Origin of the sequence: Actinobacillus indolicus (assembly GCF_004519515.1) — a bacterium.
In the GTDB taxonomy this organism is placed as follows: Bacteria; Pseudomonadota; Gammaproteobacteria; order Enterobacterales; family Pasteurellaceae; genus Glaesserella; species Glaesserella indolica_A.
Genome location: NZ_CP038145.1, coordinates 333,903 through 354,180 on the forward strand (window position 1 = coordinate 333,903; position 20,278 = coordinate 354,180).

Below are 20,278 nucleotides of genomic sequence, written 5' to 3' on the forward strand. Positions count from 1 at the left end.
TGTAATGAAATGTAGGGTATGGATACTCGATGTCGGACACACGCAGTGTGTCCCTACATCATTTTAATAATAGGAAAACAACCTATGCAAATCTACCTTGTCGGCGGAGCGGTGCGAGATCAACTGCTCGGCTTAGCTGTCAAAGATCGTGATTGGCTGATTGTCGGTTCAACGCCCGAACAGCTTTTAGCTCAAGGCTATCAACAAGTCGGCAACGATTTCCCCGTATTTTTACACCCTAAAACCAAAGAAGAATATGCCCTTGCCCGTACCGAACGCAAAAACGGCAACGGCTACAACGGTTTTATCTGCGACTTTACCCCTGATGTTACCCTTGAAAAAGATTTAATCCGCAGAGATCTTACGATTAATGCGATTGCTCAAGATCTTGACGGTAACTATCACGATTTTTACGGGGGTATTGCCGATCTTAAACATCGCATACTTCGCCACGTTTCCCCCGCCTTTGCTGAAGATCCGCTACGGGTGTTGCGTGTGGCTCGCTTTGCCGCACGCTTCCATTCTCTCGGATTTCGGATTGCCCCTGAAACGGTAAAATTAATGCAAGAAATGACCGCTTGCGGTGAACTGGATCATTTAACCGCTGAACGAATTTGGCTGGAAACCCAAAAAGCCTTTGAAACGGACGCACCGCAGATCTATTTTCAAGTTCTGCGTGAAGTCGGGGCATTGAAAGTGCTATTTCCAGAAGTGGAAGCACTCTTTGGCGTTCCACAACCTGAAAAACATCACCCTGAAATTGATAGTGGCGTTCATACTTTGATGGTTTTGGAGCAGGCGAAAAAATTAGCGGTTCAAGCAAATGATCCTGAAAGTGTTTTATTTGCCGCACTCTGCCACGATCTTGGTAAAGCCTTAACCCCAAAGGATATTCTTCCCCACCATTACGGACACGAACAGAAAGGCGTTGCCCCAACAGAACAGCTGGCAAATCGCTTGAAAGTACCTGCACACACTAAGGCATTTGCCAAGTTAGTCACGGAGTTTCACACCCATAGCCATAAAATCATAGAGCTACGCCCTGAAACCGTGGTGAAATTGTTTAATAAACTTGATGTATGGCGTAAACCTGAACGTTTTTTTGATTTTTTATTAGTTTGCGAAGCGGATAGCAAAGGGCGTTTGGGCTTTGAAAATCGGGAATATCCGCAAGCGGATTATGCAAAACAGCTCTATCAAGTCGCCTGTGAAGTGGATATTCAAGCGGTGATTCATGATGGATTTGAAAAGGCTGGGATTAAGACTGAATTGGATAAAAGACGTAAATATGCAATTAAGCATTTTAGGAAAACTGTGTTTAACAAAAATGCCGTATAAAATACGGCATTTTTTCTATTCATACTCTTCTAACCAAATCGTTAAAATCGCTTCTAAAATATGTTCATTTGACGCTTCCGGATCATCATCAAAATCTTCCATTTCGCAGATCCATTTATGCATATCAGTAAAACGCACGGTAGTTGGATCTAAATCTGGGTTCATATCATACAGATTTTCTGCGATCATTCTTACATCTGTCCATTTCATTAGTGTGCAGCCTCATTTGCGTGGTTTAAGTTATATTTTGGAATTTCAACAACGAGATCTTCTTCACCCACGATACATTGACAAGACAAGCGGCTATCAATTTCTAAGCCCCACGCTTTGTCTAACATATCTTCTTCTTGGTCTGAAGTTTCGTTTAAGCTGTCAAAACCTTCACGAATAACGACGTGACAAGTTGTGCAAGCACAAGAACAGTCACAAGCGTGATGAATTTCCACCCCTGCATTGTGAGCAACTTCTAATAAGTTTTCACCTGTTTGAGCTTCAACAACCATACCCTCTGGGCAAAATTCTTCGTGTGGAAGAAAAACAATTTTTGGCATAATGTCCTCTAATATCTTCTGTTTATTGTGGGGACGCCAAGCGTGGCGTCCCTACTATTCTTTCTTTATGTACAAGTGCTACATAATACTGGAATTTTGTACGGACACACGCAGTGTGTCCCTACTGGGTTTTATCCGATAACCTCATCAACCGCCTTACCTGCTAAAGCTTTTTGAATGGATAAATTCATTCGTCTAGCGGCAAATTCTTGGGTGGCGAGATCGAGATCTTTAATACCTTGCTGAATAGCTTGGCGATCCGTCCCTTGTTTTGCGGAAATCAATTTCTGCAATTCCGCTTCAATCCGTTTAAATTCATCAACTGAAAGCAACTCTGCCCCATCTTCTTGTAACGCAATAATCACGCTGTCAATCACACGATCTGCTTCCACACGCTGTTCTGCAAGCTGACGGGCTTCCATATCTTGCTTCGCATTTGTCATTGATGATTTAATCATTTCAGTGACTTCTTCGTCTGTTAAACCGTAAGATGGCTTAATCTGGATAGAGGCTTGCACCTTGGTTGATTTTTCCATTGCGGTGACACTCAACAATCCGTCCGCATCGACTTGATAGGTCACGCGAATATGAGCAGCACCGGCGACCATCGGCGGAATACCACGCAAGGTAAAACGTCCCAGTGAACGACAATCATCGACTAACTCACGTTCGCCTTGTACAACGTGAACCGTCATCGCAGTCTGCCCATCTTTAAATGTGGTGAACTCTTGGGCTTTTGCCACAGGAATAGTGGTATTGCGTGGAATGATTTTTTCTACCAATCCGCCCATCGTTTCAATCCCTAGCGAAAGTGGCACGACATCTAGCAACAACATTTCTGCATCAGGTTTATTGCCCACTAAAATATCCGCTTGAATAGCTGCTCCCAATGCCACCACTTTATCGGGGTCAATAGAAGTTAATGGTGTTTTGCCGAAAAACTCGCCCACTTGTTCACGCACAAAAGGCACTCTCGTTGAGCCACCAACCATCACCACTTCACGCACCTCTTGAGCTTCTACGCCAGCATCTTTTAACGCTCGACGGCAAGTCATCAATGAACGTTTAACAAGCGGTTGGATTAGCTCATTAAATTGCAAACGGCTGATTTCCCCCTGCCAATTTGCAAATTTGGCAGTAAAACTGTCCGCTTGCGATAAAGCAATTTTGACTTGTGTGGCAAGGGTAAGTAGCTCACGTTGCTCACTTGCTGTATTTGGCTGAATACCTGCTTGTTTCGCAATCCAACTCGCTAATAAATGGTCAAAATCATCGCCACCTAAAGCAGTATCGCCACCTGTTGCCAACACTTCAAAGACACCACGGCTTAGGCGTAAAATCGAAATATCAAAAGTACCACCGCCCAAGTCATACACGGCAATCACGCCTTCTTGACCGCTATCCAAGCCATAAGCAATGGCGGCAGCCGTTGGTTCATTCAATAAACGTAACACATTCAGCCCAGCCAAACGTGCCGCATCTTTGGTACTTTGACGTTGTGCATCATCAAAATAAGCAGGCACGGTAATCACCACGCCAGCCAATTCGCCTGCCAAGCGTTTTTCTGCAAATTGATTTAAGTGACTTAAAATATCCGCCGATACTTCAATCGGGCTTTTATTGCCTTGTGGGGTTTGAATTAACGGCAAGCCGTTATCCGTAGCGACAAATTGATAAGGTAAATTCGGATAACGTTGCTCAACGTCCGCCAAAGAACGACCAATTAAACGCTTCACGGAAATCACCGTGTGTTGCGGATCAACTGACGCTTGCTCAAAGGCTTCCACTCCAACAACTTTATTCTCAGCCGCATAATGTACCACCGACGGCACCAACGCACGCTCTTTCTCATCAAGTAATACCTGAGCCTGTCCGCTACGCACCGTTGCCACTAAAGAATTTGTCGTCCCAAGGTCAATCCCTACCGCCAAGCGGTGTTGGTGTGGCGCTGCCGTTTGCCCTGGTTCTGCGATTTGAAGTAATGCCATTTTATTATCTCTCTATCATTTATTCCCCCCTTTGAAAAAGGGGGGCTAGGGGGGATTTTTACAAGATCGTTAAATCCCCCTCAATCCCCCTTTTTCAAAGGGGGAAGTGTAATACTTAATTCACCGCATACCCCATATCATCAGGCGTAAATGTCGCTTGATAATGGCGTTCGATCGGTTGTTTTTGTTTTGTTTCTAAATTTATCACTTGATTGCCGTTTAAATCTGCAATCTCCGCTTGCCAATTTTCGCTACGCAAGCCGTGGTAAAAGCTGGTAATATCAGCGGTTAATGCCCAGCCGATAAATTGTGAATAGTTTAAGCCAATACTTTCCCACTTCTGTTTTTTCGGGTGGAAGTAATGAACTAAACCAACTTTTTCGCCTAATCCACCGCCATTTACCGCAAAATAACCGCCAACGGCATCATCGGCAATCAATAAATGAAACGGTCTTTCGCCTGATTGTTCAAAGGTTTTACCAAAATTCCATTCAAATAAACCGCGTGGCAGTTTTTCATTACCCGAACCTAAAATGCGTAACCAGCCGTGATCGATTAAAATACCGCCCGTTTCATAAATCACTGCACCAAGTGGCGTACTTGTCGGCAACTGCATTCCCACTAATTCTACCCCTGCATTTTCTACATCTCTCGGCAGAATTTCATAATGGTTATTCGCTTGCTCGAACCAATCTTGCATAATTGTCCAAGCAGATTTTTGTTTATCGTTCAGTTCTTCAAGAGTTTTCATTTTATATCCTTAAAACTCAAACAACTTCTCTTCTACTCGCTCAATTTTTACTTTTTTAGTTTCAATGTCGCTTCTAAAAAATGATTAAAATCACTTCTGTAAATACGATCCTGCTTTATTCTAAATTTATCATATTCCTGTTCAGCTTTTAATTTTGCCATTTCGTGACTTATTTTTCCTTTATCTCGTAAAATCGGATAATTTGATAAAGTTAAGAAGCTATCTAAAAAAGTTTCCCATTCTGCCATTGATGTTAAAATTTGGCGAGTAGCTCTATTCTCTGCTAAATCTAAATAAGCTGAAACCAACTGTTCTAACTCTTTAATATGTTGCTCGCTTAAATAATTTTTAGCAATACTGACATCACTCTTTAAAATTTTTCCATCCGGTGCATTTTTCCAAGTTGTTAATCCCATATTTATAGCTTCTGCATCGGCTTGTGTATAAATCAACTCTGCAGCTGTTTTGCCTGTAATCGCCCAATGTAATTTATTTTGAACAGTGGAAAAAAAGCGTTTTGTATGGGCGGAAGATTTATCATAATCACTGGCTAGAGCATAAATATCGGTAATTTTCTCGTAAAATCGTCGCTCAGAAGCTCTAATTTCACGAATACGTTCAACAAGATTAGTAAAATAATCTAAACCAAACTGTTTACCTTGTTTCAAACGCTCATCATCAAGTACAAAACCTTTTAAAATAAATTCACGTAAAACTTGAGTTGCCCAAATTCGAAATTGTGTTGCTTCCCGACTGTTTACACGATATCCGACAGCAATAATTGCATCTAAATTATAAACATTCGTCAAGCGAGTAACTTGGCGATGACCTTCTTGTTGAACTATTTCCATTTTGGAAATGGTTGAAAATTGAACGAGTTCTCCTGTGCTATAGATATTATCTAAGTGTTTAGAAATAGCCGGAACATCAACACCAAACAACTCAGCCATACTTTTTTGAGAAAGCCAAAAAGTCTCATCTTGGTAAAAGACATTCACTTTTACTGATTCATCAGGTGTTGTATAGAATAATATATTCGCACTCGTTGGAATCTGTAAGTTAGACATGTTAATTCACTCGTCAAATAATCGGATATTTTAATTATGGCAAATTCGCCATAATTAAAACACAAACAACTTTTCTTCTACTCGCTCAACTTCTACCAATAATTTTTTAATAAAACGAAGTTTGTCGTTAATGGCCAGTGCGTCCGTCCATTGTTGAGCATTGAGAGCCTGTTCAAGTTGTTGCAAAATCGCTTTTTGCTGTTGCTCAATCTCTTGGGTGAAAGCGGTGAGATCCGCTTCGTTTTTTGTGGTTTCAATGCTTTCTAAGGTTTCACGCCATTCCATTTGTTGCATTAAAAACGCCATATCTCGGTTACTTTTTTGCTCAATATCTTGCTGTTCGCCCGTATGAATGGCGATGATCGCTTCGGCACGCAAAATCGGATCTTTGAGAATATGTAACGCATCATTAATTTCCGCCGATTTCTGCATTGCTAAACGTTGTTCTGTCGCAGAACTTGCCGCAAAATTATCGGGGTGAAGCGATTTCTGTAAGGCTAAATAACGCTCAGAGAGTTGAGCATTATCTACTTGGAATTGCACTGGCAGATCAAAAAGCGTAAATGGATTTGACATCAGAACCTCTTAGACGTTAAAACTTTCACCACAACCACATTCATTCTTCACATTTGGGTTGTTGTACTTAAATCCTTCGTTTAATCCTTCTTTGACAAAGTCTAATTCTGTACCACTTAGGTAAACAAGGCTTTTTTCATCGACGATAATTTTAACACCGTGTTGTTCAAAAACGTGATCATCTTCGTTTAATACATCAACAAATTCAAGGACATAAGCTAACCCTGAACAGCCAGATGTTTTAACACCCAGCCTTAAACCAATGCCTTTGCCACGGTTTTCAAGGAAGGTACGAACACGATCTGCTGCGGTTTCTGTTAGGGTAATACTCATTTTTTCTCCTTGTGAATATAGCTAATTTTAAAAAGATTTCATTCACCTGATACAATAAAACCTTTTTAAAATTAACAATAAACGAAAACGCAAGCGGTTAGATTTTGCAAATTTTTTGCAAAAACCAACCGCTTGTTAAAGATTACTTACCGTTTTTCTCTTTGTAATCTGCAATTGCCGCTTTGATTGCGTCTTCTGCAAGAATTGAGCAGTGTACTTTTACTGGTGGTAATTCAAGCTCTTCTGCGATGTCGCTGTTTTTGATTGCTTGAGCTTCATCTAATGATTTGCCTTTTACCCATTCAGTAATAAGTGAACTTGATGCAATCGCCGAACCACAACCGTAAGTTTTGAAACGCGCATCTTCAATGATACCTTGTTCGTTTACTTTGATTTGAAGTTGCATTACATCACCACACGCTGGTGCACCCACCATACCTGTACCGATGTCTGCTGCTTTTTTGTCGAATGAACCTACGTTGCGTGGGTTTTCATAGTGATCAATAACTTTATCGCTGTATGCCATTTTGTAATTCCTCTGTGTTAATTATTCCCCCCTTTGCAAAAGGGGAGCTAGGGGGGATTTTGCAAGATCTTTAAATCCCCCTCAATCCCCCTTTTTCAAAGGGGGAAGTTTCTATTAATGATGCGACCACTCAATTGAGTTTAAGTCGATACCTTCTTTGAACATATCCCAAAGTGGTGAAAGTTCACGTAATTTAGTTACTGCTTTTTTCACGATTTCGATAGTGTGATCGATCTCTTCTTCCGTTGTCCAACGACCGATTGAGAAACGGATTGAGCTGTGTGCTAATTCATCGTTTAAGCCTAATGCACGAAGTACATAAGATGGCTCTAAACTTGCAGATGTACACGCAGAACCTGAAGATACCGCAATGTCTTTTAATGACATCATCATTGACTCACCTTCAACGAAGTTAAAGCTGATGTTCAAGTTGCTATCTACACGTTTACCAGCTTCCATCGTACCGTTCACATACACTTCTTCCATATCTTTGAAACCGTTAAATAAACGGTCACGAAGTGCTTTGATGCGTGGCATTTCAGTTGCCATTTCTTCTTTTGCGATACGATATGCTTCGCCCATACCCACGATTTGGTGAACAGGTAATGTACCTGAACGCATACCACGCTCGTGACCACCGCCGTGAATGATCGCTTCTAAACGTACACGAGGCTTACGGCAAACATATAAACCGCCGATACCTTTTGGTCCGTAAAGTTTGTGGCTTGAGAAAGACATTAAATCTACGTTTAATGCTTGAACATCAACTGGGATTTTACCCACTGATTGCGTTGCATCAACGTGGAAAATGATTTTTTTCGCACGGCAGATTTTACCGATCTCTTCGATTGGTTGAATAACACCGATCTCATTGTTCACGTGCATTACAGAGACTAAAATGGTATCTGGACGAATTGCTGCTTCAAATTTTGCAATATCCACTAAACCGGTTGTTTCAGGCTCTAAATAGGTTACTTCAAAACCTTCACGTTCTAACTGACGGCAAGTATCTAATACAGCTTTGTGTTCAGTTTTAACGGTGATAATGTGTTTACCTTTGGTTTGGTAGAAATGTGCTGCACCTTTAATTGCAAGGTTATCTGATTCGGTTGCACCTGAAGTGAATACAATTTCACGTGCATCAGCACCGATTAAATCAGCGATTTGATTACGTGCAACATCAACCGCTTCTTCGGCTTCCCAACCAAATTTGTGAGAACGAGATGCAGGGTTTCCGAATACACCATCTTTTGTCATGTATTCCATCATTTTTTTTGCAACACGCTCATCAACTGGCGTGGTTGCTGCATAGTCCAAATAAATTGGTAATTTCATTGTTACTCCTAACGGTATAAAGAGAGTTTATAATCAGGTTAATGGTGATGATCGTGGCAGTGAGAACTCTCACAATCGTGATCGCTATTTTCTTCAACTAATTCGGCTAAAGTAATTGTGTGCAAATACTGCTCAATTTGGTTCTCTAAACGTTCCCACAGGGAATGGGTTAAACAACGACTATTTTTACTGCAATTCCCATTACCTTTACATTTAGATACATCAACACTTTCATTAACAGCAGCAATAATCATGCCGACATTAATTTCTTCTGTCGATTTTCCAAGTTGATAGCCCCCACCAGGACCACGCACACTATGAACAATCCCTTCACGGCGAAGCTGTGCAAAAAGTTGCTCTAAATAAGAAAGAGAAATCGCTTGGCGATCTGAAATATCCGCCAAACTCACTGGCATATCTTTGCCGTGTAACGCAATATCAAGAATTGCAGTTACTGCATAACGTCCTCGTGAAGTTAGTTTCATTCTTGAGCCTTATTAAGAATTAATAACATATTATTAATGATGAGAATTCTATATACCCTACTCTTTTAGTCAAGTTTTTAATAGGGTTATTTCAAAAGGTTTTACATATAGATTGAATAGTTTTAATTGCTAAAAACTATTCAAATTGCCTTTTAACGTACCGATAACTGAAAAATCATCGTCTCCACTTGATAGCTAAACGTAAATTTAGCATCCAGTTGGAAACCTACTTCTGTCGATTTAATTTCACTTGTTATTTGACAAGGTTCTGACTCTGCTGCTCTTGCTTTACTGATAAAATAGTCCAAAGCATCTTTTGCTTCAGCTTCAGTCGAATAAATCTGTGAAATTTCAGCGATACAATTACTATTATCAATAATGCTTCCCACATCAACACAACAGCAAGCCGCTGTTTCATTTGCTTTATCTACCATTTTAACCTCTATATTTTTGAAAAATTAAAACGTTTATATTGTACTCCCCTTATGCAGTAAGTTCAATTTATTGATAATCAAAGGCAAAAAAGTTCCTTTGCAACTGGTCGGAACTGTTAGATAAAAGATGAAATTTCATTGATTGAAGGTTATTAGCTCCGTAGAATCCACCTGATTTTTATTTTAACTATAACAAATAAAAGGATTACCAAATGACTAAATTTACTAAAACGATTATTGCATCGCTTTTCACTGTAACTGCTGCTGGCGCTTCAGCTGCTGCATTCCAATTAGCAGAAGTATCAACTTCTGGTTTAGGTATGGCTTATGCAGGTAATGCTGCTGTTGCAGATAACGCTTCAGTTGTAGCAACCAACCCAGCATTAATGACTAAATTTAAAAACACTGAAATCTCAGCAGGTGGTGTTTTTATTGATACCGATGTAAATGTATCTGGTACAGTAGGCTCTAGCCGTTCAGGTTCTTATATTGCCGTTGCTGATGCAACAGCTAGAAATATTATTCCAACCGCTATCGTTCCAAATCTTTATATTGTATCACCAATTAACGATCGTTTTGCCATTGGTGGGGGAATCAATGTGAACTATGGTTTGAAATCAGAGTATAACCCAACTTATAACGGCGGTTTCTTTGGTGGTAAAACAGATTTAACTGCTACAAACTTCAACTTCAGTGGAGCTTATGATGTTGGTTACGGCTTTAGCGTTGGTGCAGGTTTAAATGCTGTTTATTCTAAAGCTGAAGTTGTACGTTATTTAGGTGTTGGTAACAAAATGTTATCTGCTTTAACAGCAGGAACACCTTATGCAGCTCTAGGAACTATGCTCGGTAATATGCCAAACGATACGGTAGTATCTCGTTTAAAAGGCGATGAATTGAGTTTTGGTTGGAATGTAGGTATTAGCTACGATATTAATGAAAATAACCGCCTTGGTGTTGCTTATCATTCACCAGTTAATGTGAAATTTAAAGGTCAATATTCAAACGGCTTCCCTACAGCATTTAATACTTATTTAGCAAACCCTGCGATTGCAGCATTAGCACCAATCAGTGTTGCGACAGGCGGTCAAACAATTCCTGGTAACCTAACATTAAGATTACCAGCTTACTGGGAAATTTCAGGTTACCACAAATTAACTGATAAATTTGCAGTACAATATAGCTATAAACGTACTGAGTGGAGCAAATTTAAAAGCTTAGATGCTTATGGTAATGATGGTAAGCGTTTATTCCATAAACAAGAAAACTTTAATGATTCTTCTCGCATTGCGTTAGGTGTATCTTATGATGTTATTCCTGCATTAACGCTCAGAGCGGGTGTCGCTTATGATGAAAGTGCAAGCGTAACAAATCCATCAATTTCTATCCCAGATACAGATCGTACTTGGTATACACTTGGTGCAACTTATCGCTTCACACCGAATCTTTCGAGTGATTTAGGCTATGCATACTTACGCGGTAGCAAAAATACATTTAATGAAGAAGGAAGAGGACAATTTACTGTGACCTCTAAAGCTCATTTAGTTGGTTTAAATGTAAACTACAAATTCTAATTTCTATTTAGTCTAACTCTAAAGGCGTGTACACTAAGTGGCACGCCTTTTGTTTTAGGATAATCCTATGAAATTTCAGATCTTCTATCAATTTTATCATTCGCCAGTGGGGCAATTGCTTCTTATTGCAAATCAAACAGGTTTACTTGGCATTGAATTTGAACAAGAGCAACAAACACTTAACCTTCAACAATGGAAAAGTGCAGAACTGGCAAGCGGTGAAATTCAACAACTATTTTGCAAAACAGTGCAGGTATTAAACCGCTATTTTTCAGGGGAAAAAGTAGCGTTTTGTCAGTTGGATTTTTTAAACCCTCAGGGCACTGCTTTTCAGCAAGCAGTCTGGAAAATATTGCTTGAGATTCCTTATGGTAAAACAGTAAGCTACGGCGATATTGCCAAGCAGTTAAATAATCCTAACGCCGTTAGAGCCGTTGGCGGTGCAGTTGGACGAAATCCGATTTCAATTTTAATACCTTGCCATCGTGTGTTAGGTAAGACTCAAGCACTCACTGGTTTTGGTGGTGGGCTTCCTGCCAAACGCTATCTACTTGAATTAGAAGGTATTTCTTACCAAAATAAAGGCACTGAATTTGTAAACTCAAAACATAAAAAATGGACATCAATATGACAAAGCACAACTTAGCAACTCAACTTGTTCACGCAGGGCGAAAAAAACGTTACACCCAAGGTTCTGTAAATAGCGTTATTCAACGAGCCTCTTCCCTTGTATTTGACTCTGTTGCAGATAAAAAAGAAGCGACTAAAAACCGCTATAAAGGGGCTTTATTTTACGGCAGACGTGGTACGCTAACCCACTTTGCTCTACAAGATGCAATGTGCGAACTGGAAAATGGGGCAGGCTGCTACCTTTACCCTTGCGGTGCAGCGGCGGTTAGTAATGCGATTTTATCTTTTGTACAACAAAGCGATCACGTTCTAATGACTGGGGCAGCCTATGAACCAACGCAAGATTTTTGTCGTATCGTATTAAAGAAAATGGGCGTTTCAACCACTTTCTATGATCCATTAATTGCAGAAGGCATTGCAACGCTCATTCAGCCAAATACCAAAGTGCTTTTTCTTGAATCACCAAGTTCATTAACAATGGAAGTTCCTGATATTCCAGCGATTGTTCGTACGGCAAGAGCAATAAATCCTGAAATTGTGATTATGATTGATAATACTTGGTCTGCAGGTATTCTTTTCCCAGCCCTTGAACACGGCATTGATATTTCGATCCAAGCAGGGACAAAATACCTTGTGGGACATTCGGATACGATGATTGGTACTGCTGTTTCAAATGCTCGCTGCTGGGATCAGCTACGAGAGCACTCTTATTTAATGGGGCAAATGGTTGATGCGGATTCTGCTTATGTCACCGCTCGTGGCTTACGCACCTTGGGCATTCGCTTAAAACAACACGAAGAAAATAGTCTAATCGTTGCTCAATGGCTGGCTCAACGTCCTGAAGTAAAAGCAGTTTATCACCCCGCTCTGCCTAGCTGTCCAGGAAACGCATATTTTAAACGTGATTTTAAAGGTTCAAGCGGTCTGTTTTCTTTTGAACTTTGCAAAACCCTTTCCGATGATGAACTGGCGAATTTCCTTGACCATTTCGAGATATTCTCTATGGCATATTCTTGGGGTGGATTTGAGTCCTTAATCCTAGCGAATCAACCTAAAGAGATTGAACGAATTCGCCCAGCAATTGAACGCAAATTAACGGGTACGCTCATTCGTGTCCATATTGGCTTAGAAGATGTGGAAGATTTAATTTCGGATCTAGAGGCTGGGTTTAGCAGGCTTCATTTAGCATAAACATCCCTGGGTTCTGCCCCAAATACAAGCGGTCACATTCCAATAAAAATTTGCAAAATTTCCGCAAGAACTGGCCGCTTGTTCACATTACACCGCTACTTCTCTTTTGATAAAACTTATCATGCAAACGTTTGCCTTGCTCACTATCTTTGTGTAAAATTCGCCATCTTTTTTTATCTATATTATCCCAACTTATTGAGGTGTTTCCCATTATGTCTATTCTTTCTCGTTTCCAACTGGCTGAACGTGGTTCTAACGTTCGTCAAGAGGTTATCGCAGGTTTAACCACCTTTTTAGCGATGGTTTATTCGGTTATCGTTGTACCGAATATGTTGAGTGCTGCTGGCTTTCCAGCAGATTCTGTATTTATCGCAACCTGTTTAGTCGCAGGCTTAGGCTCAATTCTAATCGGCTTATGGGCGAACGCACCGATGGCGATTGGCTGTGCGATTTCACTCACTGCGTTTACCGCATTTAGCTTAGTGTTAGGTCAAGGTATCAGTATTCCTGTTGCATTAGGCGCGATTTTCTTAATGGGTGTGGTCTTTACCCTTGTTTCTGTCACCGGTATTCGTGCTTGGATTTTACGTAATCTTCCATCAAGCATTGCGCACGGTGCAGGTATCGGTATCGGTTTATTCCTATTATTAATTGCAGCAAACGGTGTAGGATTAGTGGTAAGTAACCAAGCGGGCTTACCAGTAAAAATGGGCGAATTTACATCATTCCCTGTGATGATGTCATTAATCGGCTTAGCAGCAATCATTGGTTTAGAACGCTTAAAAGTAAAAGGCTCTATCCTTTGGGTAATTATCGCGATTACAATTATCGGCTTAATCTTCGATCCGAATGTAAAATTTGGCGGTGAAGTGTTCAAATTACCAACCTTCGGCGAAAACTCTCAATTCTTAAATTTAGACATTATGGGCGCATTAAATACTGCGATTTTACCGGTGGTATTTGCGCTTGTTATGACCGCAATCTTTGATGCAACGGGTACGATTCGTGCCGTTGCAGGTCAAGCAAATTTATTAGACAAAGACGGACAAATCATCAATGGCGATAAAGCATTAACGTCTGACTCTTTAAGTAGCGTACTTTCTGGTTTATTTGGTACTGCACCAGCGGCGGTATATATTGAATCTGCGGCAGGAACAGCAGCAGGCGGTAAAACAGGTTTAACTGCGATTGTTGTCGGTGTGTTATTCCTATTTATGCTGTTCTTCCAACCATTAGCCTTCTTAGTACCGGGTTATGCAACCGCACCTGCGTTAATGTATGTCGGTTTATTAATGTTAAGCAATGTATCTAAATTAGATTTTGATGACTTTATCGGTGCAATGTCTGGTTTAGTGTGTGCGGTATTCATCGTCTTAACGGCAAATATCGTTACAGGTATTATGTTAGGCTTTGCAACGTTAGTGATTGGACGAGTTATCTCTGGTGAGTTTAACAAATTAAATGTCGGCACTATCGTTATTGCCGTTGCTCTTGTTGCATTCTATGCATTAGGCTACGCCATTTAATTCATCTTAAATGCGAAAAAGGCGAACATTGTTCGCCTTTTTTATCGAATAAAAATGAGAAAAAACGCTAACAAGCGGTCGCTTTCTTCATGTTTTTTACAAATTCCCCAAGTTCCGCTAACAACTTTTCTTGATTATCCAAATTCCGTTCAATGATTTTCACGATGGCGGAACCTGAAATAGCGCCATCTGCTCCCATTGCTAACGCCTGTTTAACCTGTTGCGGTTCGGCAATACCAAAGCCCTGTAAAATCGGTGCGGCATTCGCCTGCTTGAGTTGTACAATCAAATTATCAAGATTCACTGCGTGGCTTTGATTTTCCGCGCTGGTTACGCCCGCACGGGATACTAAATAGGTATAGCCTTCGGTTTTCGTTGCGATTTGTTTAATCGTGTCTGTATCAGCATTTGGCGGACAAATAAATACCAACTGAATCCCATATTTTTTCGCACTTTCAGAAAACTCATCGGAATAAGCAACTGGCACATCGGCGACTAACACCGCATCGACACCTGCTTGTTGGCAACGGGCAAAGAAAACGTCTGCCGTCGGCACGTAAATTAAGTTGGCACATAGCAACAACCCAATCGGTATGGTCGGATATTTTGCTCTCACTTTTGCCAATAGTTCAAAACAAGCATCGGTGCTGAAACCGCCGTCTAAGGCTCGTTTATTAGCAGCCTGAATCACAGGTCCGTCTAGTAACGGATCGGAAAACGGGAAACCTAATTCTAAGGCATCTGCACCGTTTTCAATCAAGGTTTCAATAATCTCAAAAGAACGATCAAAATCGGGATCACACAAGGTGACAAACGGTACAAATGCCCCTTCGTTTTTCGCTTTTAATTGCGGAAAAAGTGTGTCAAAACGGCTCATTGTGCACCCCCATTTAAAATTTTATCTACCGTGAAAATATCTTTATCACCCCTGCCCGACAAATTAACGACTAACAACTGCTCTTTGTCAGGATTTTGTCGAATTAATTTCAGCGCATAAGCCAAGGCGTGCGAAGATTCCAACGCAGGAATAATCCCTTCGTTACGGGCTAATAATTGGAAAGCATCGAGTGCCTCTTGGTCAGTAATCGACACATAGTCTGCACGACCAATCGCATTGAGATGTGCGTGTTGCGGACCAACGGAAGGGAAATCCAACCCTGCCGAAATCGAATAAGATTCTTCAATCTGCCCATCTTTATCTTGCATAATCGGGGATTTCATACCGAAATAGATGCCGACAGAACCGTGTTTTAACGGCGCTCCGTGTTCGCCCGTTTCAATTCCTTTGCCTGCGGGTTCCACGCCAATCAGCTTCACATTCTCTTCCGCAATAAAATCGCTAAACATACCAATCGCATTTGAACCGCCACCAACTGCCGCAATCACTGCATCTGGCAAACGCCCTTCTTTTTCTAAGATTTGACGTTTAGTTTCTTCACCAATCATTTTCTGAAACTCACGAACAATAGTTGGGAATGGGTGTGGTCCTGCGGCAGTTCCAAGCAAATAATGCGTGGTTTCATAGTTTGCCGCCCAATCCCGCATTGCTTCACAGCACGCATCTTTTAAGGAACACGAGCCTTTTTCGACTGGAATCACTTCCGCCCCCATTAAACGCATACGGAACACATTCGGCGATTGGCGTTCTACATCTTTCGCCCCCATATACACCACACAAGGCATATCCAACATAGCACAGGCAAGTGCCGTTGCTACACCATGTTGTCCTGCGCCTGTTTCTGCAATGATTCGGGTTTTGCCCATCCGTTTTGCCAATAAAATTTGTCCTAACACTTGGTTGGTTTTATGTGCACCACCGTGTAACAAATCTTCCCGTTTTAAATAGAGTTTGGTTTTCGAGCCTTTAGTCAAATTGCGACATAAGGTCAATGCCGTCGGACGACCTGCGTAGTTTTTGAGTAAGTCGGTAAATTCTTTTTGAAATTCAGGATCTTGCTGTGCTTCAACAAAGGCTTGCTCAAGCTGTTTCAACACTGGCACAAGAATTTCGGGTACATACATACCGCCAAATTCACCAAAGTAGGGATTAAGAAGTGTAGTCATATTGCTTCCTTGATAAATTCAAAATCAGTCAAAGTGATTGAAGTGTACTATTAAACTAGTACAAAAGAAAGCAAAATGTAAAATTTTTTACAGAACTGACCGCTTGTAACGATCACAAGCGGTTAGATTTGAAGGATTTTTTGCAAATAGGACTAACTTCTTGCCACAGACAATGGCGCAAAACTTTGTGCGACAGGCATCACTTCAATACGATTAATATTCACGTGCGGCGGTTGTTGATTGAGCCACAATACAATATCGGCAATATCTTCAGGCTTCACATATTGTACATTTTCATACAGTTTTGCCGCTTTTTCGTCATCACCTTTAAAACGCACATTCGAGAACTCTGTTCCACCGCATAAGCCAGGCTCAACATTGCTCACTCGAATTGCCGTTCCAGCTAAATCCGCTCGCAAGTTCAAACTAAACTGTTTCACAAAGGCTTTTGTACCACCATACACATTGCCACCAGGGTAAGCATAAGTGCCTGCAATCGAGCCTAAATTGATAATATGCCCAACATTGCGTTCAACCATTTCAGGCAGAATCAAGCGAGTAACTGTCACTAAGCCTTTGATATTGGTATCAATCATCTGATACCAATCGTTTAAATCGGTTTTATGCGCAGGTTCTAACCCCAACGCTAACCCCGCATTATTCACCAATAAATCGACTTGTTGCCAACCTTCAGGGCGATTGTTCAATGCCTGTGTAGTCTGTTCAACATCGCTGACATCAAACGCAAGCGGTAAGAAATGCTCACCGAATTCCGCTTTGAGTGCATTCAACCGTTCAATACGTCTGCCTGTGCCGATCACTTTATAGCCTGCTTGAATCAATTTTCGGCAAATGGCTAAACCAAAGCCTGCCGTTGCGCCTGTTACTAATGCTGTGTTCATATTTTCTCCTGTTTTTGTTATTTATAAAAAATCCATGGGTTTAGGGCGGACACATCGGTCCGCCCCTACCCTAAACTTCATCTATCACAAACTCAAACCAATCAATCACATCTTTTTCGCGGATACCGTTCGGAATGAGTACTCCTGCATTTTTCACCGAATTAGGATCTTGTGAAATCAGCGGATGCCAATCAAACAACGGCTTACCTTCATAAATCAGACGATAAGCACAAGTCTTTGGCAACCAGCCAAAATCAGGTAGGTTCTTTTTAGTGAGCTTAGTGCAATCTTTTTCGATTTTGAAACGCTCAGCGTAGTTAGTACAACGCCCTGTATTCACATCAAGCAAATTACAGGCAACAGAGGTGTAATACAGCCGTTCTCGCTTGCCTCTGCCCTGAATATATTTGCGGTAGCAACATTTACCGCAGCCGTCGCACAGGGCTTCCCACTCGGCTTCATTCATCTCAAGCAGTGTTTTGGTTTGCCAAAAAAGCGGTGTGATTTGAAGATTTTTTTGCAACATTAACGAATAACAACCGCTGTGCCGGTCGCAACCACAATAAACATTCCTTTGTCACCGCCCATCGATTGATATTCCATAGACACACCAACAACGGCATTTGCACCGACTTTTTTCGCTTCTTTTTCTAATTCTTCCAAGGCTTCTTTTCTCGCACTATTTAATTTGCTTTCATAAGCACCTGAACGTCCGCCAATTACATCAGTGATACTCGCTAAAAAATCACGGATAAAGTTTGCACCTGACACGACTTCACCAAAGACTAAACCTTTGTACTCAACGATTTGGTGATTTTCAATATTTGGAGTTGTGGTAATAATCATAATGTTCCTATTTCAATTGTTGTTTAAGGGATTGTAATGCAATCGCTCTATGGGAGATTTTTTTCTTCTCGACGGTTTCGAGTTCTGCAAAGGTGCAGTTTTTAGGCGGATAGAAAAATAGTGGATCGTAACCAAAACCGTTTGAACCACGCTCTTCTCGTAAAATTTGTCCGAAACATTCGCCTATGGCAATTTTCGGGGTAGGATCGGTCGGGTGTTGTAACATCACAATGCAACTGACAAATTTTGCCGTGTGATCTTCATCGGCAACATTTGCCATTTCAGCCAATAATTTTTGGCGATTGGCTTGATCGTTTCCTTCTTCACCTGCATAACGAGCAGAATAAAGCCCCGGCTCACCGCCCAGTGCTTCAACCGCTAAACCTGAATCATCGGCGATTGCGGGTAAACCTGTCATTTGTGACGCATAGCGAGCCTTAATCAATGCATTTTCTACAAAGGTTAAGCCTGTTTCTTCTGGACTTTGAATGCCAAATTCACTTTGGGCAATCACTTCAAAGCCAAATTTAGCTAACACATCTGCCATTTCTTTCACTTTGCCTTGGTTTCCTGTTGCAAGGACAATTTTGGTTTTGTTCACTATCTCTTTCCTCATATTGAAATTTCTGAAACTATATGTATCCACAAACATTTAATTTCTTCGTAGGGGCGGGGTTTATCCCCACCCGTAAGTTCTGATATTCGGGCGGGGATAAACCCCGCCCCTACATACATTTTCCTAAAATTAATATATTGGTTTAATACAAACTCGGGTCACTCTCATTCGGTCGGGTTTTAAAACGACGATGTAGCCACATATATTGGCTCTGAGCTTGCATAATCTCGTTTTCCACGACTTTATTCATCAAGGTGGCTGTATCTATATCATTTTCACACTGGCTAAAATCCACCGCAGAACTGATTTTGACGGTATAACCTGAAAAATCGTCGTTTCGCATTGGGGTGAACGGCACAACGATACTATTTGGGGCGGAACGTAATAACATTCTTGTTCCAGCCGTCGTGCAAGCCTCTTTCACCGCAAAAAACGGCACAAAGACGCTATTTTTGCGTCCGTAATCGTGATCGGGGGCATACCAGATAGTTTCTCCTGCCCGAAGTACTTTAATCATACCGCGTAAATCTTTGCGATCTAGCATGGCTTTGTTAGAGCGTACCCGTCCACGGAATTGAATCCAATCTAACAGCGGATTATCATTCGGGCGATACACGCCGATACCTTGATGATGAAGCCCGACAATTCTTGCCCCCAGTTCAAGGGTTAAAAAATGCACACCGACAAAAATAATCCCCGTGCCTTCAGGCTGATTTTTCAGATGTTCCAACCCTTCTATTTTTGACCATTTCAGAATGCGTTCATCTGACCAAAACCACGCTATCCCTGTTTCAATAATCGCCATGCCGACTGATTCGGCATTTTTAGCTAAAATTTCATCAATTTGACCAGCGGTATAATCCGGGAAGCAAAGTTCCAAATTCCGTTTGGCAATACGCATACGACGTTTACCAAAACCTAATCGGAGAAACAGTTTGCTTAAGCCTTTACCTATTTTCACTAAAATCGGATAAGGCAGTGCCAAGATCAGTTTAAAAATCCCCAATCCGAGCCATAATCCCCAATACTTTGGGTGTAAGAAGGCTCGTTGAAAAGGGGGAAGTTGTTTGTCTATCATTATGTTGTTTCCATTGATTTCACGGACAGGCGAATCCACTCCAGCGCAATTTCTCGATGCGCAATCAATAAATTATACACCGCATCTTCGCTCAATACGCCTCGTACCATTTCTGCAGGAATTTCCCCTCGCTCATCCGCATTATAATCGTCTTGCCACTCTTCAGCATAATAATTTTCTAATGTTTTAAGCTTTGGAAACATCGCTGTCCACTCTTGTTGAATTTGCTCCATTTTATTTATTAAGCTATTGGCGTCATTTAAAATTTGTTCCATTTCACTAATTTTGGTTAAACGTTCAACAGATAACATAGCCCCTCCTAAAATATCGTTGGAATTATAGTCAAAAACGATAAAAAAGTGTTAAGTAGATCAAGTTTTTGAGATTTGTTTTAATTTTGGGGTTGAAATTTTGGAGTGAAAGGCATACTTTGAAGTCATCCATTAATCGACCAATAAGGTCATAAC

Annotated in this window: 24 protein-coding genes; 5 read left to right on the plus strand and 19 right to left on the minus strand. The window is 41.0% G+C overall.

Annotated features, from left to right (window positions below; translation table 11 throughout):
* Positions 1-84: 84 nt before the first annotated feature.
* Positions 85-1,338: a multifunctional CCA addition/repair protein gene (locus EXH44_RS01540; RefSeq protein ID WP_162855975.1), complete on the plus strand. Its 1,254-nt coding sequence runs from the start codon at positions 85-87 to the stop codon at positions 1,336-1,338.
* A 15-nt stretch (positions 1,339-1,353) separates the two neighbouring features.
* Here the strand turns inward: EXH44_RS01540 and iscX are convergent, their stop codons facing one another.
* The 11 genes from iscX to EXH44_RS01595 form a co-directional block, all read right to left on the minus strand.
* Positions 1,354-1,548, minus strand: coding sequence for a Fe-S cluster assembly protein IscX (iscX, locus tag EXH44_RS01545; protein ID WP_005711410.1), 195 nt, complete (start codon positions 1,546-1,548; stop codon positions 1,354-1,356).
* Positions 1,548-1,889: an ISC system 2Fe-2S type ferredoxin gene (gene fdx, locus EXH44_RS01550; RefSeq protein ID WP_005711412.1), complete on the minus strand. Its 342-nt coding sequence runs from the start codon at positions 1,887-1,889 to the stop codon at positions 1,548-1,550. The genes iscX and fdx overlap by 1 nt, the downstream gene beginning before the upstream one ends.
* A 131-nt stretch (positions 1,890-2,020) precedes the next feature.
* A complete protein-coding gene (gene hscA, locus EXH44_RS01555) occupies positions 2,021-3,877 on the minus strand; it encodes a Fe-S protein assembly chaperone HscA (RefSeq protein ID WP_162855976.1) in 1,857 nt (618 codons plus the stop codon).
* Positions 3,878-3,992: 115 nt separating this feature from the next.
* Complete coding sequence (locus EXH44_RS01560; RefSeq protein WP_162855977.1) at positions 3,993-4,628, minus strand: DUF2625 family protein; 636 nt, start codon at positions 4,626-4,628, stop codon at positions 3,993-3,995.
* Between the two features lie 47 nt (positions 4,629-4,675).
* The gene (locus tag EXH44_RS01565; RefSeq protein ID WP_005714644.1) at positions 4,676-5,695 is read right to left on the minus strand and encodes a virulence RhuM family protein; all 1,020 of its coding nucleotides are present in this window, start codon (positions 5,693-5,695) and stop codon (positions 4,676-4,678) included.
* 54 nt (positions 5,696-5,749) lie between these two features.
* Positions 5,750-6,271, minus strand: a complete 522-nt coding sequence (gene hscB, locus EXH44_RS01570) for a Fe-S protein assembly co-chaperone HscB (RefSeq protein ID WP_162855978.1) — start codon at positions 6,269-6,271, stop codon at positions 5,750-5,752.
* Positions 6,272-6,280: 9 nt separating this feature from the next.
* The gene (gene iscA, locus EXH44_RS01575) at positions 6,281-6,604 is read right to left on the minus strand and encodes an iron-sulfur cluster assembly protein IscA (RefSeq protein ID WP_010785898.1); all 324 of its coding nucleotides are present in this window, start codon (positions 6,602-6,604) and stop codon (positions 6,281-6,283) included.
* Positions 6,605-6,746: 142 nt separating this feature from the next.
* Positions 6,747-7,130, minus strand: coding sequence for a Fe-S cluster assembly scaffold IscU (iscU, locus tag EXH44_RS01580; protein ID WP_135674867.1), 384 nt, complete (start codon positions 7,128-7,130; stop codon positions 6,747-6,749).
* 114 nt (positions 7,131-7,244) lie between these two features.
* Complete coding sequence (locus EXH44_RS01585) at positions 7,245-8,465, minus strand: IscS subfamily cysteine desulfurase (protein ID WP_162855979.1); 1,221 nt, start codon at positions 8,463-8,465, stop codon at positions 7,245-7,247.
* 38 nt (positions 8,466-8,503) lie between these two features.
* On the minus strand, positions 8,504-8,950 hold the full coding sequence (gene iscR, locus EXH44_RS01590; protein ID WP_162855980.1) for a Fe-S cluster assembly transcriptional regulator IscR: 447 nt from the start codon (positions 8,948-8,950) through the stop codon (positions 8,504-8,506).
* 152 nt (positions 8,951-9,102) lie between these two features.
* Positions 9,103-9,384 carry a YfcZ/YiiS family protein gene (locus EXH44_RS01595; RefSeq protein WP_162855981.1) on the minus strand — a complete coding sequence of 94 codons (282 nt, stop codon included), beginning with the start codon at positions 9,382-9,384 and terminating at the stop codon, positions 9,103-9,105.
* Positions 9,385-9,596: 212 nt separating this feature from the next.
* Here EXH44_RS01595 and EXH44_RS01600 point away from each other — a divergent pair, with 212 nt between their 5' ends.
* The 4 genes from EXH44_RS01600 to EXH44_RS01615 all read left to right on the plus strand — a co-directional run bounded on the left by EXH44_RS01600 (position 9,597) and on the right by EXH44_RS01615 (position 14,305).
* Positions 9,597-10,958, plus strand: a complete 1,362-nt coding sequence (locus EXH44_RS01600) for an outer membrane protein transport protein (protein ID WP_162855982.1) — start codon at positions 9,597-9,599, stop codon at positions 10,956-10,958.
* A 67-nt stretch (positions 10,959-11,025) separates the two neighbouring features.
* Entirely contained in the window at positions 11,026-11,589 is a 564-nt protein-coding gene (locus EXH44_RS01605) for a methylated-DNA--[protein]-cysteine S-methyltransferase (RefSeq protein ID WP_162855983.1), read from the plus strand.
* Complete coding sequence (gene metC / locus EXH44_RS01610; protein ID WP_162855984.1) at positions 11,586-12,779, plus strand: cystathionine beta-lyase; 1,194 nt, start codon at positions 11,586-11,588, stop codon at positions 12,777-12,779. The genes EXH44_RS01605 and metC overlap by 4 nt, the downstream gene beginning before the upstream one ends.
* A 212-nt stretch (positions 12,780-12,991) precedes the next feature.
* Positions 12,992-14,305 (plus strand): NCS2 family permease, encoded by a 1,314-nt coding sequence (locus EXH44_RS01615; protein ID WP_162855985.1) that lies wholly within the window; start codon positions 12,992-12,994, stop codon positions 14,303-14,305.
* A gap of 67 nt (positions 14,306-14,372) precedes the next feature.
* Here the strand turns inward: EXH44_RS01615 and trpA are convergent, their stop codons facing one another.
* The 8 genes from trpA to EXH44_RS01655 all read right to left on the minus strand — a co-directional run bounded on the left by trpA (position 14,373) and on the right by EXH44_RS01655 (position 20,122).
* A complete protein-coding gene (trpA, locus tag EXH44_RS01620) occupies positions 14,373-15,182 on the minus strand; it encodes a tryptophan synthase subunit alpha (RefSeq protein ID WP_162855986.1) in 810 nt (269 codons plus the stop codon).
* Positions 15,179-16,369 (minus strand): tryptophan synthase subunit beta, encoded by a 1,191-nt coding sequence (gene trpB, locus EXH44_RS01625; protein WP_162855987.1) that lies wholly within the window; start codon positions 16,367-16,369, stop codon positions 15,179-15,181. Before trpB ends, trpA begins: the two co-directional genes overlap by 4 nt.
* A gap of 152 nt (positions 16,370-16,521) precedes the next feature.
* Entirely contained in the window at positions 16,522-17,271 is a 750-nt protein-coding gene (locus tag EXH44_RS01630) for an SDR family oxidoreductase (RefSeq protein WP_162855988.1), read from the minus strand.
* Positions 17,272-17,341: 70 nt separating this feature from the next.
* Positions 17,342-17,797 carry a YcgN family cysteine cluster protein gene (locus EXH44_RS01635; protein ID WP_162855989.1) on the minus strand — a complete coding sequence of 152 codons (456 nt, stop codon included), beginning with the start codon at positions 17,795-17,797 and terminating at the stop codon, positions 17,342-17,344.
* Positions 17,797-18,117: a heavy metal-binding domain-containing protein gene (locus EXH44_RS01640; RefSeq protein WP_162855990.1), complete on the minus strand. Its 321-nt coding sequence runs from the start codon at positions 18,115-18,117 to the stop codon at positions 17,797-17,799. The genes EXH44_RS01635 and EXH44_RS01640 overlap by 1 nt, the downstream gene beginning before the upstream one ends.
* 7 nt (positions 18,118-18,124) lie before the next feature.
* On the minus strand, positions 18,125-18,718 hold the full coding sequence (gene rdgB, locus EXH44_RS01645; RefSeq protein ID WP_162855991.1) for an RdgB/HAM1 family non-canonical purine NTP pyrophosphatase: 594 nt from the start codon (positions 18,716-18,718) through the stop codon (positions 18,125-18,127).
* A 157-nt stretch (positions 18,719-18,875) separates the two neighbouring features.
* A complete protein-coding gene (locus EXH44_RS01650; protein ID WP_208717155.1) occupies positions 18,876-19,811 on the minus strand; it encodes a Kdo(2)-lipid IV(A) acyltransferase in 936 nt (311 codons plus the stop codon).
* Positions 19,811-20,122 carry a DUF4298 domain-containing protein gene (locus EXH44_RS01655; protein WP_162855992.1) on the minus strand — a complete coding sequence of 104 codons (312 nt, stop codon included), beginning with the start codon at positions 20,120-20,122 and terminating at the stop codon, positions 19,811-19,813. Before EXH44_RS01655 ends, EXH44_RS01650 begins: the two co-directional genes overlap by 1 nt.
* Positions 20,123-20,278 lie beyond the last annotated feature (156 nt).

Coding starts and splice junctions, on each gene's coding strand:
- EXH44_RS01560 (WP_162855977.1), bottom strand. CDS start 4,628: ATGAAAACTCTTGAAGAACTGAACGATAAACAAAAATCTGCTTGGACA.
- EXH44_RS01655 (WP_162855992.1), bottom strand. CDS start 20,122: ATGTTATCTGTTGAACGTTTAACCAAAATTAGTGAAATGGAACAAATT.
- EXH44_RS01595 (WP_162855981.1), bottom strand. CDS start 9,384: ATGGTAGATAAAGCAAATGAAACAGCGGCTTGCTGTTGTGTTGATGTG.
- EXH44_RS01600 (WP_162855982.1), top strand. CDS start 9,597: ATGACTAAATTTACTAAAACGATTATTGCATCGCTTTTCACTGTAACT.
- EXH44_RS01585 (WP_162855979.1), bottom strand. CDS start 8,465: ATGAAATTACCAATTTATTTGGACTATGCAGCAACCACGCCAGTTGAT.
- iscA (WP_010785898.1), bottom strand. CDS start 6,604: ATGAGTATTACCCTAACAGAAACCGCAGCAGATCGTGTTCGTACCTTC.
- hscB (WP_162855978.1), bottom strand. CDS start 6,271: ATGTCAAATCCATTTACGCTTTTTGATCTGCCAGTGCAATTCCAAGTA.
- iscR (WP_162855980.1), bottom strand. CDS start 8,950: ATGAAACTAACTTCACGAGGACGTTATGCAGTAACTGCAATTCTTGAT.
- EXH44_RS01540 (WP_162855975.1), top strand. CDS start 85: ATGCAAATCTACCTTGTCGGCGGAGCGGTGCGAGATCAACTGCTCGGC.
- iscX (WP_005711410.1), bottom strand. CDS start 1,548: ATGAAATGGACAGATGTAAGAATGATCGCAGAAAATCTGTATGATATG.
- hscA (WP_162855976.1), bottom strand. CDS start 3,877: ATGGCATTACTTCAAATCGCAGAACCAGGGCAAACGGCAGCGCCACAC.
- iscU (WP_135674867.1), bottom strand. CDS start 7,130: ATGGCATACAGCGATAAAGTTATTGATCACTATGAAAACCCACGCAAC.
- EXH44_RS01650 (WP_208717155.1), bottom strand. CDS start 19,811: ATGATAGACAAACAACTTCCCCCTTTTCAACGAGCCTTCTTACACCCA.
- EXH44_RS01615 (WP_162855985.1), top strand. CDS start 12,992: ATGTCTATTCTTTCTCGTTTCCAACTGGCTGAACGTGGTTCTAACGTT.
- EXH44_RS01640 (WP_162855990.1), bottom strand. CDS start 18,117: ATGATTATTACCACAACTCCAAATATTGAAAATCACCAAATCGTTGAG.
- fdx (WP_005711412.1), bottom strand. CDS start 1,889: ATGCCAAAAATTGTTTTTCTTCCACACGAAGAATTTTGCCCAGAGGGT.
- EXH44_RS01635 (WP_162855989.1), bottom strand. CDS start 17,797: ATGTTGCAAAAAAATCTTCAAATCACACCGCTTTTTTGGCAAACCAAA.
- EXH44_RS01565 (WP_005714644.1), bottom strand. CDS start 5,695: ATGTCTAACTTACAGATTCCAACGAGTGCGAATATATTATTCTATACA.
- trpB (WP_162855987.1), bottom strand. CDS start 16,369: ATGACTACACTTCTTAATCCCTACTTTGGTGAATTTGGCGGTATGTAT.
- trpA (WP_162855986.1), bottom strand. CDS start 15,182: ATGAGCCGTTTTGACACACTTTTTCCGCAATTAAAAGCGAAAAACGAA.
- EXH44_RS01630 (WP_162855988.1), bottom strand. CDS start 17,271: ATGAACACAGCATTAGTAACAGGCGCAACGGCAGGCTTTGGTTTAGCC.
- EXH44_RS01605 (WP_162855983.1), top strand. CDS start 11,026: ATGAAATTTCAGATCTTCTATCAATTTTATCATTCGCCAGTGGGGCAA.
- metC (WP_162855984.1), top strand. CDS start 11,586: ATGACAAAGCACAACTTAGCAACTCAACTTGTTCACGCAGGGCGAAAA.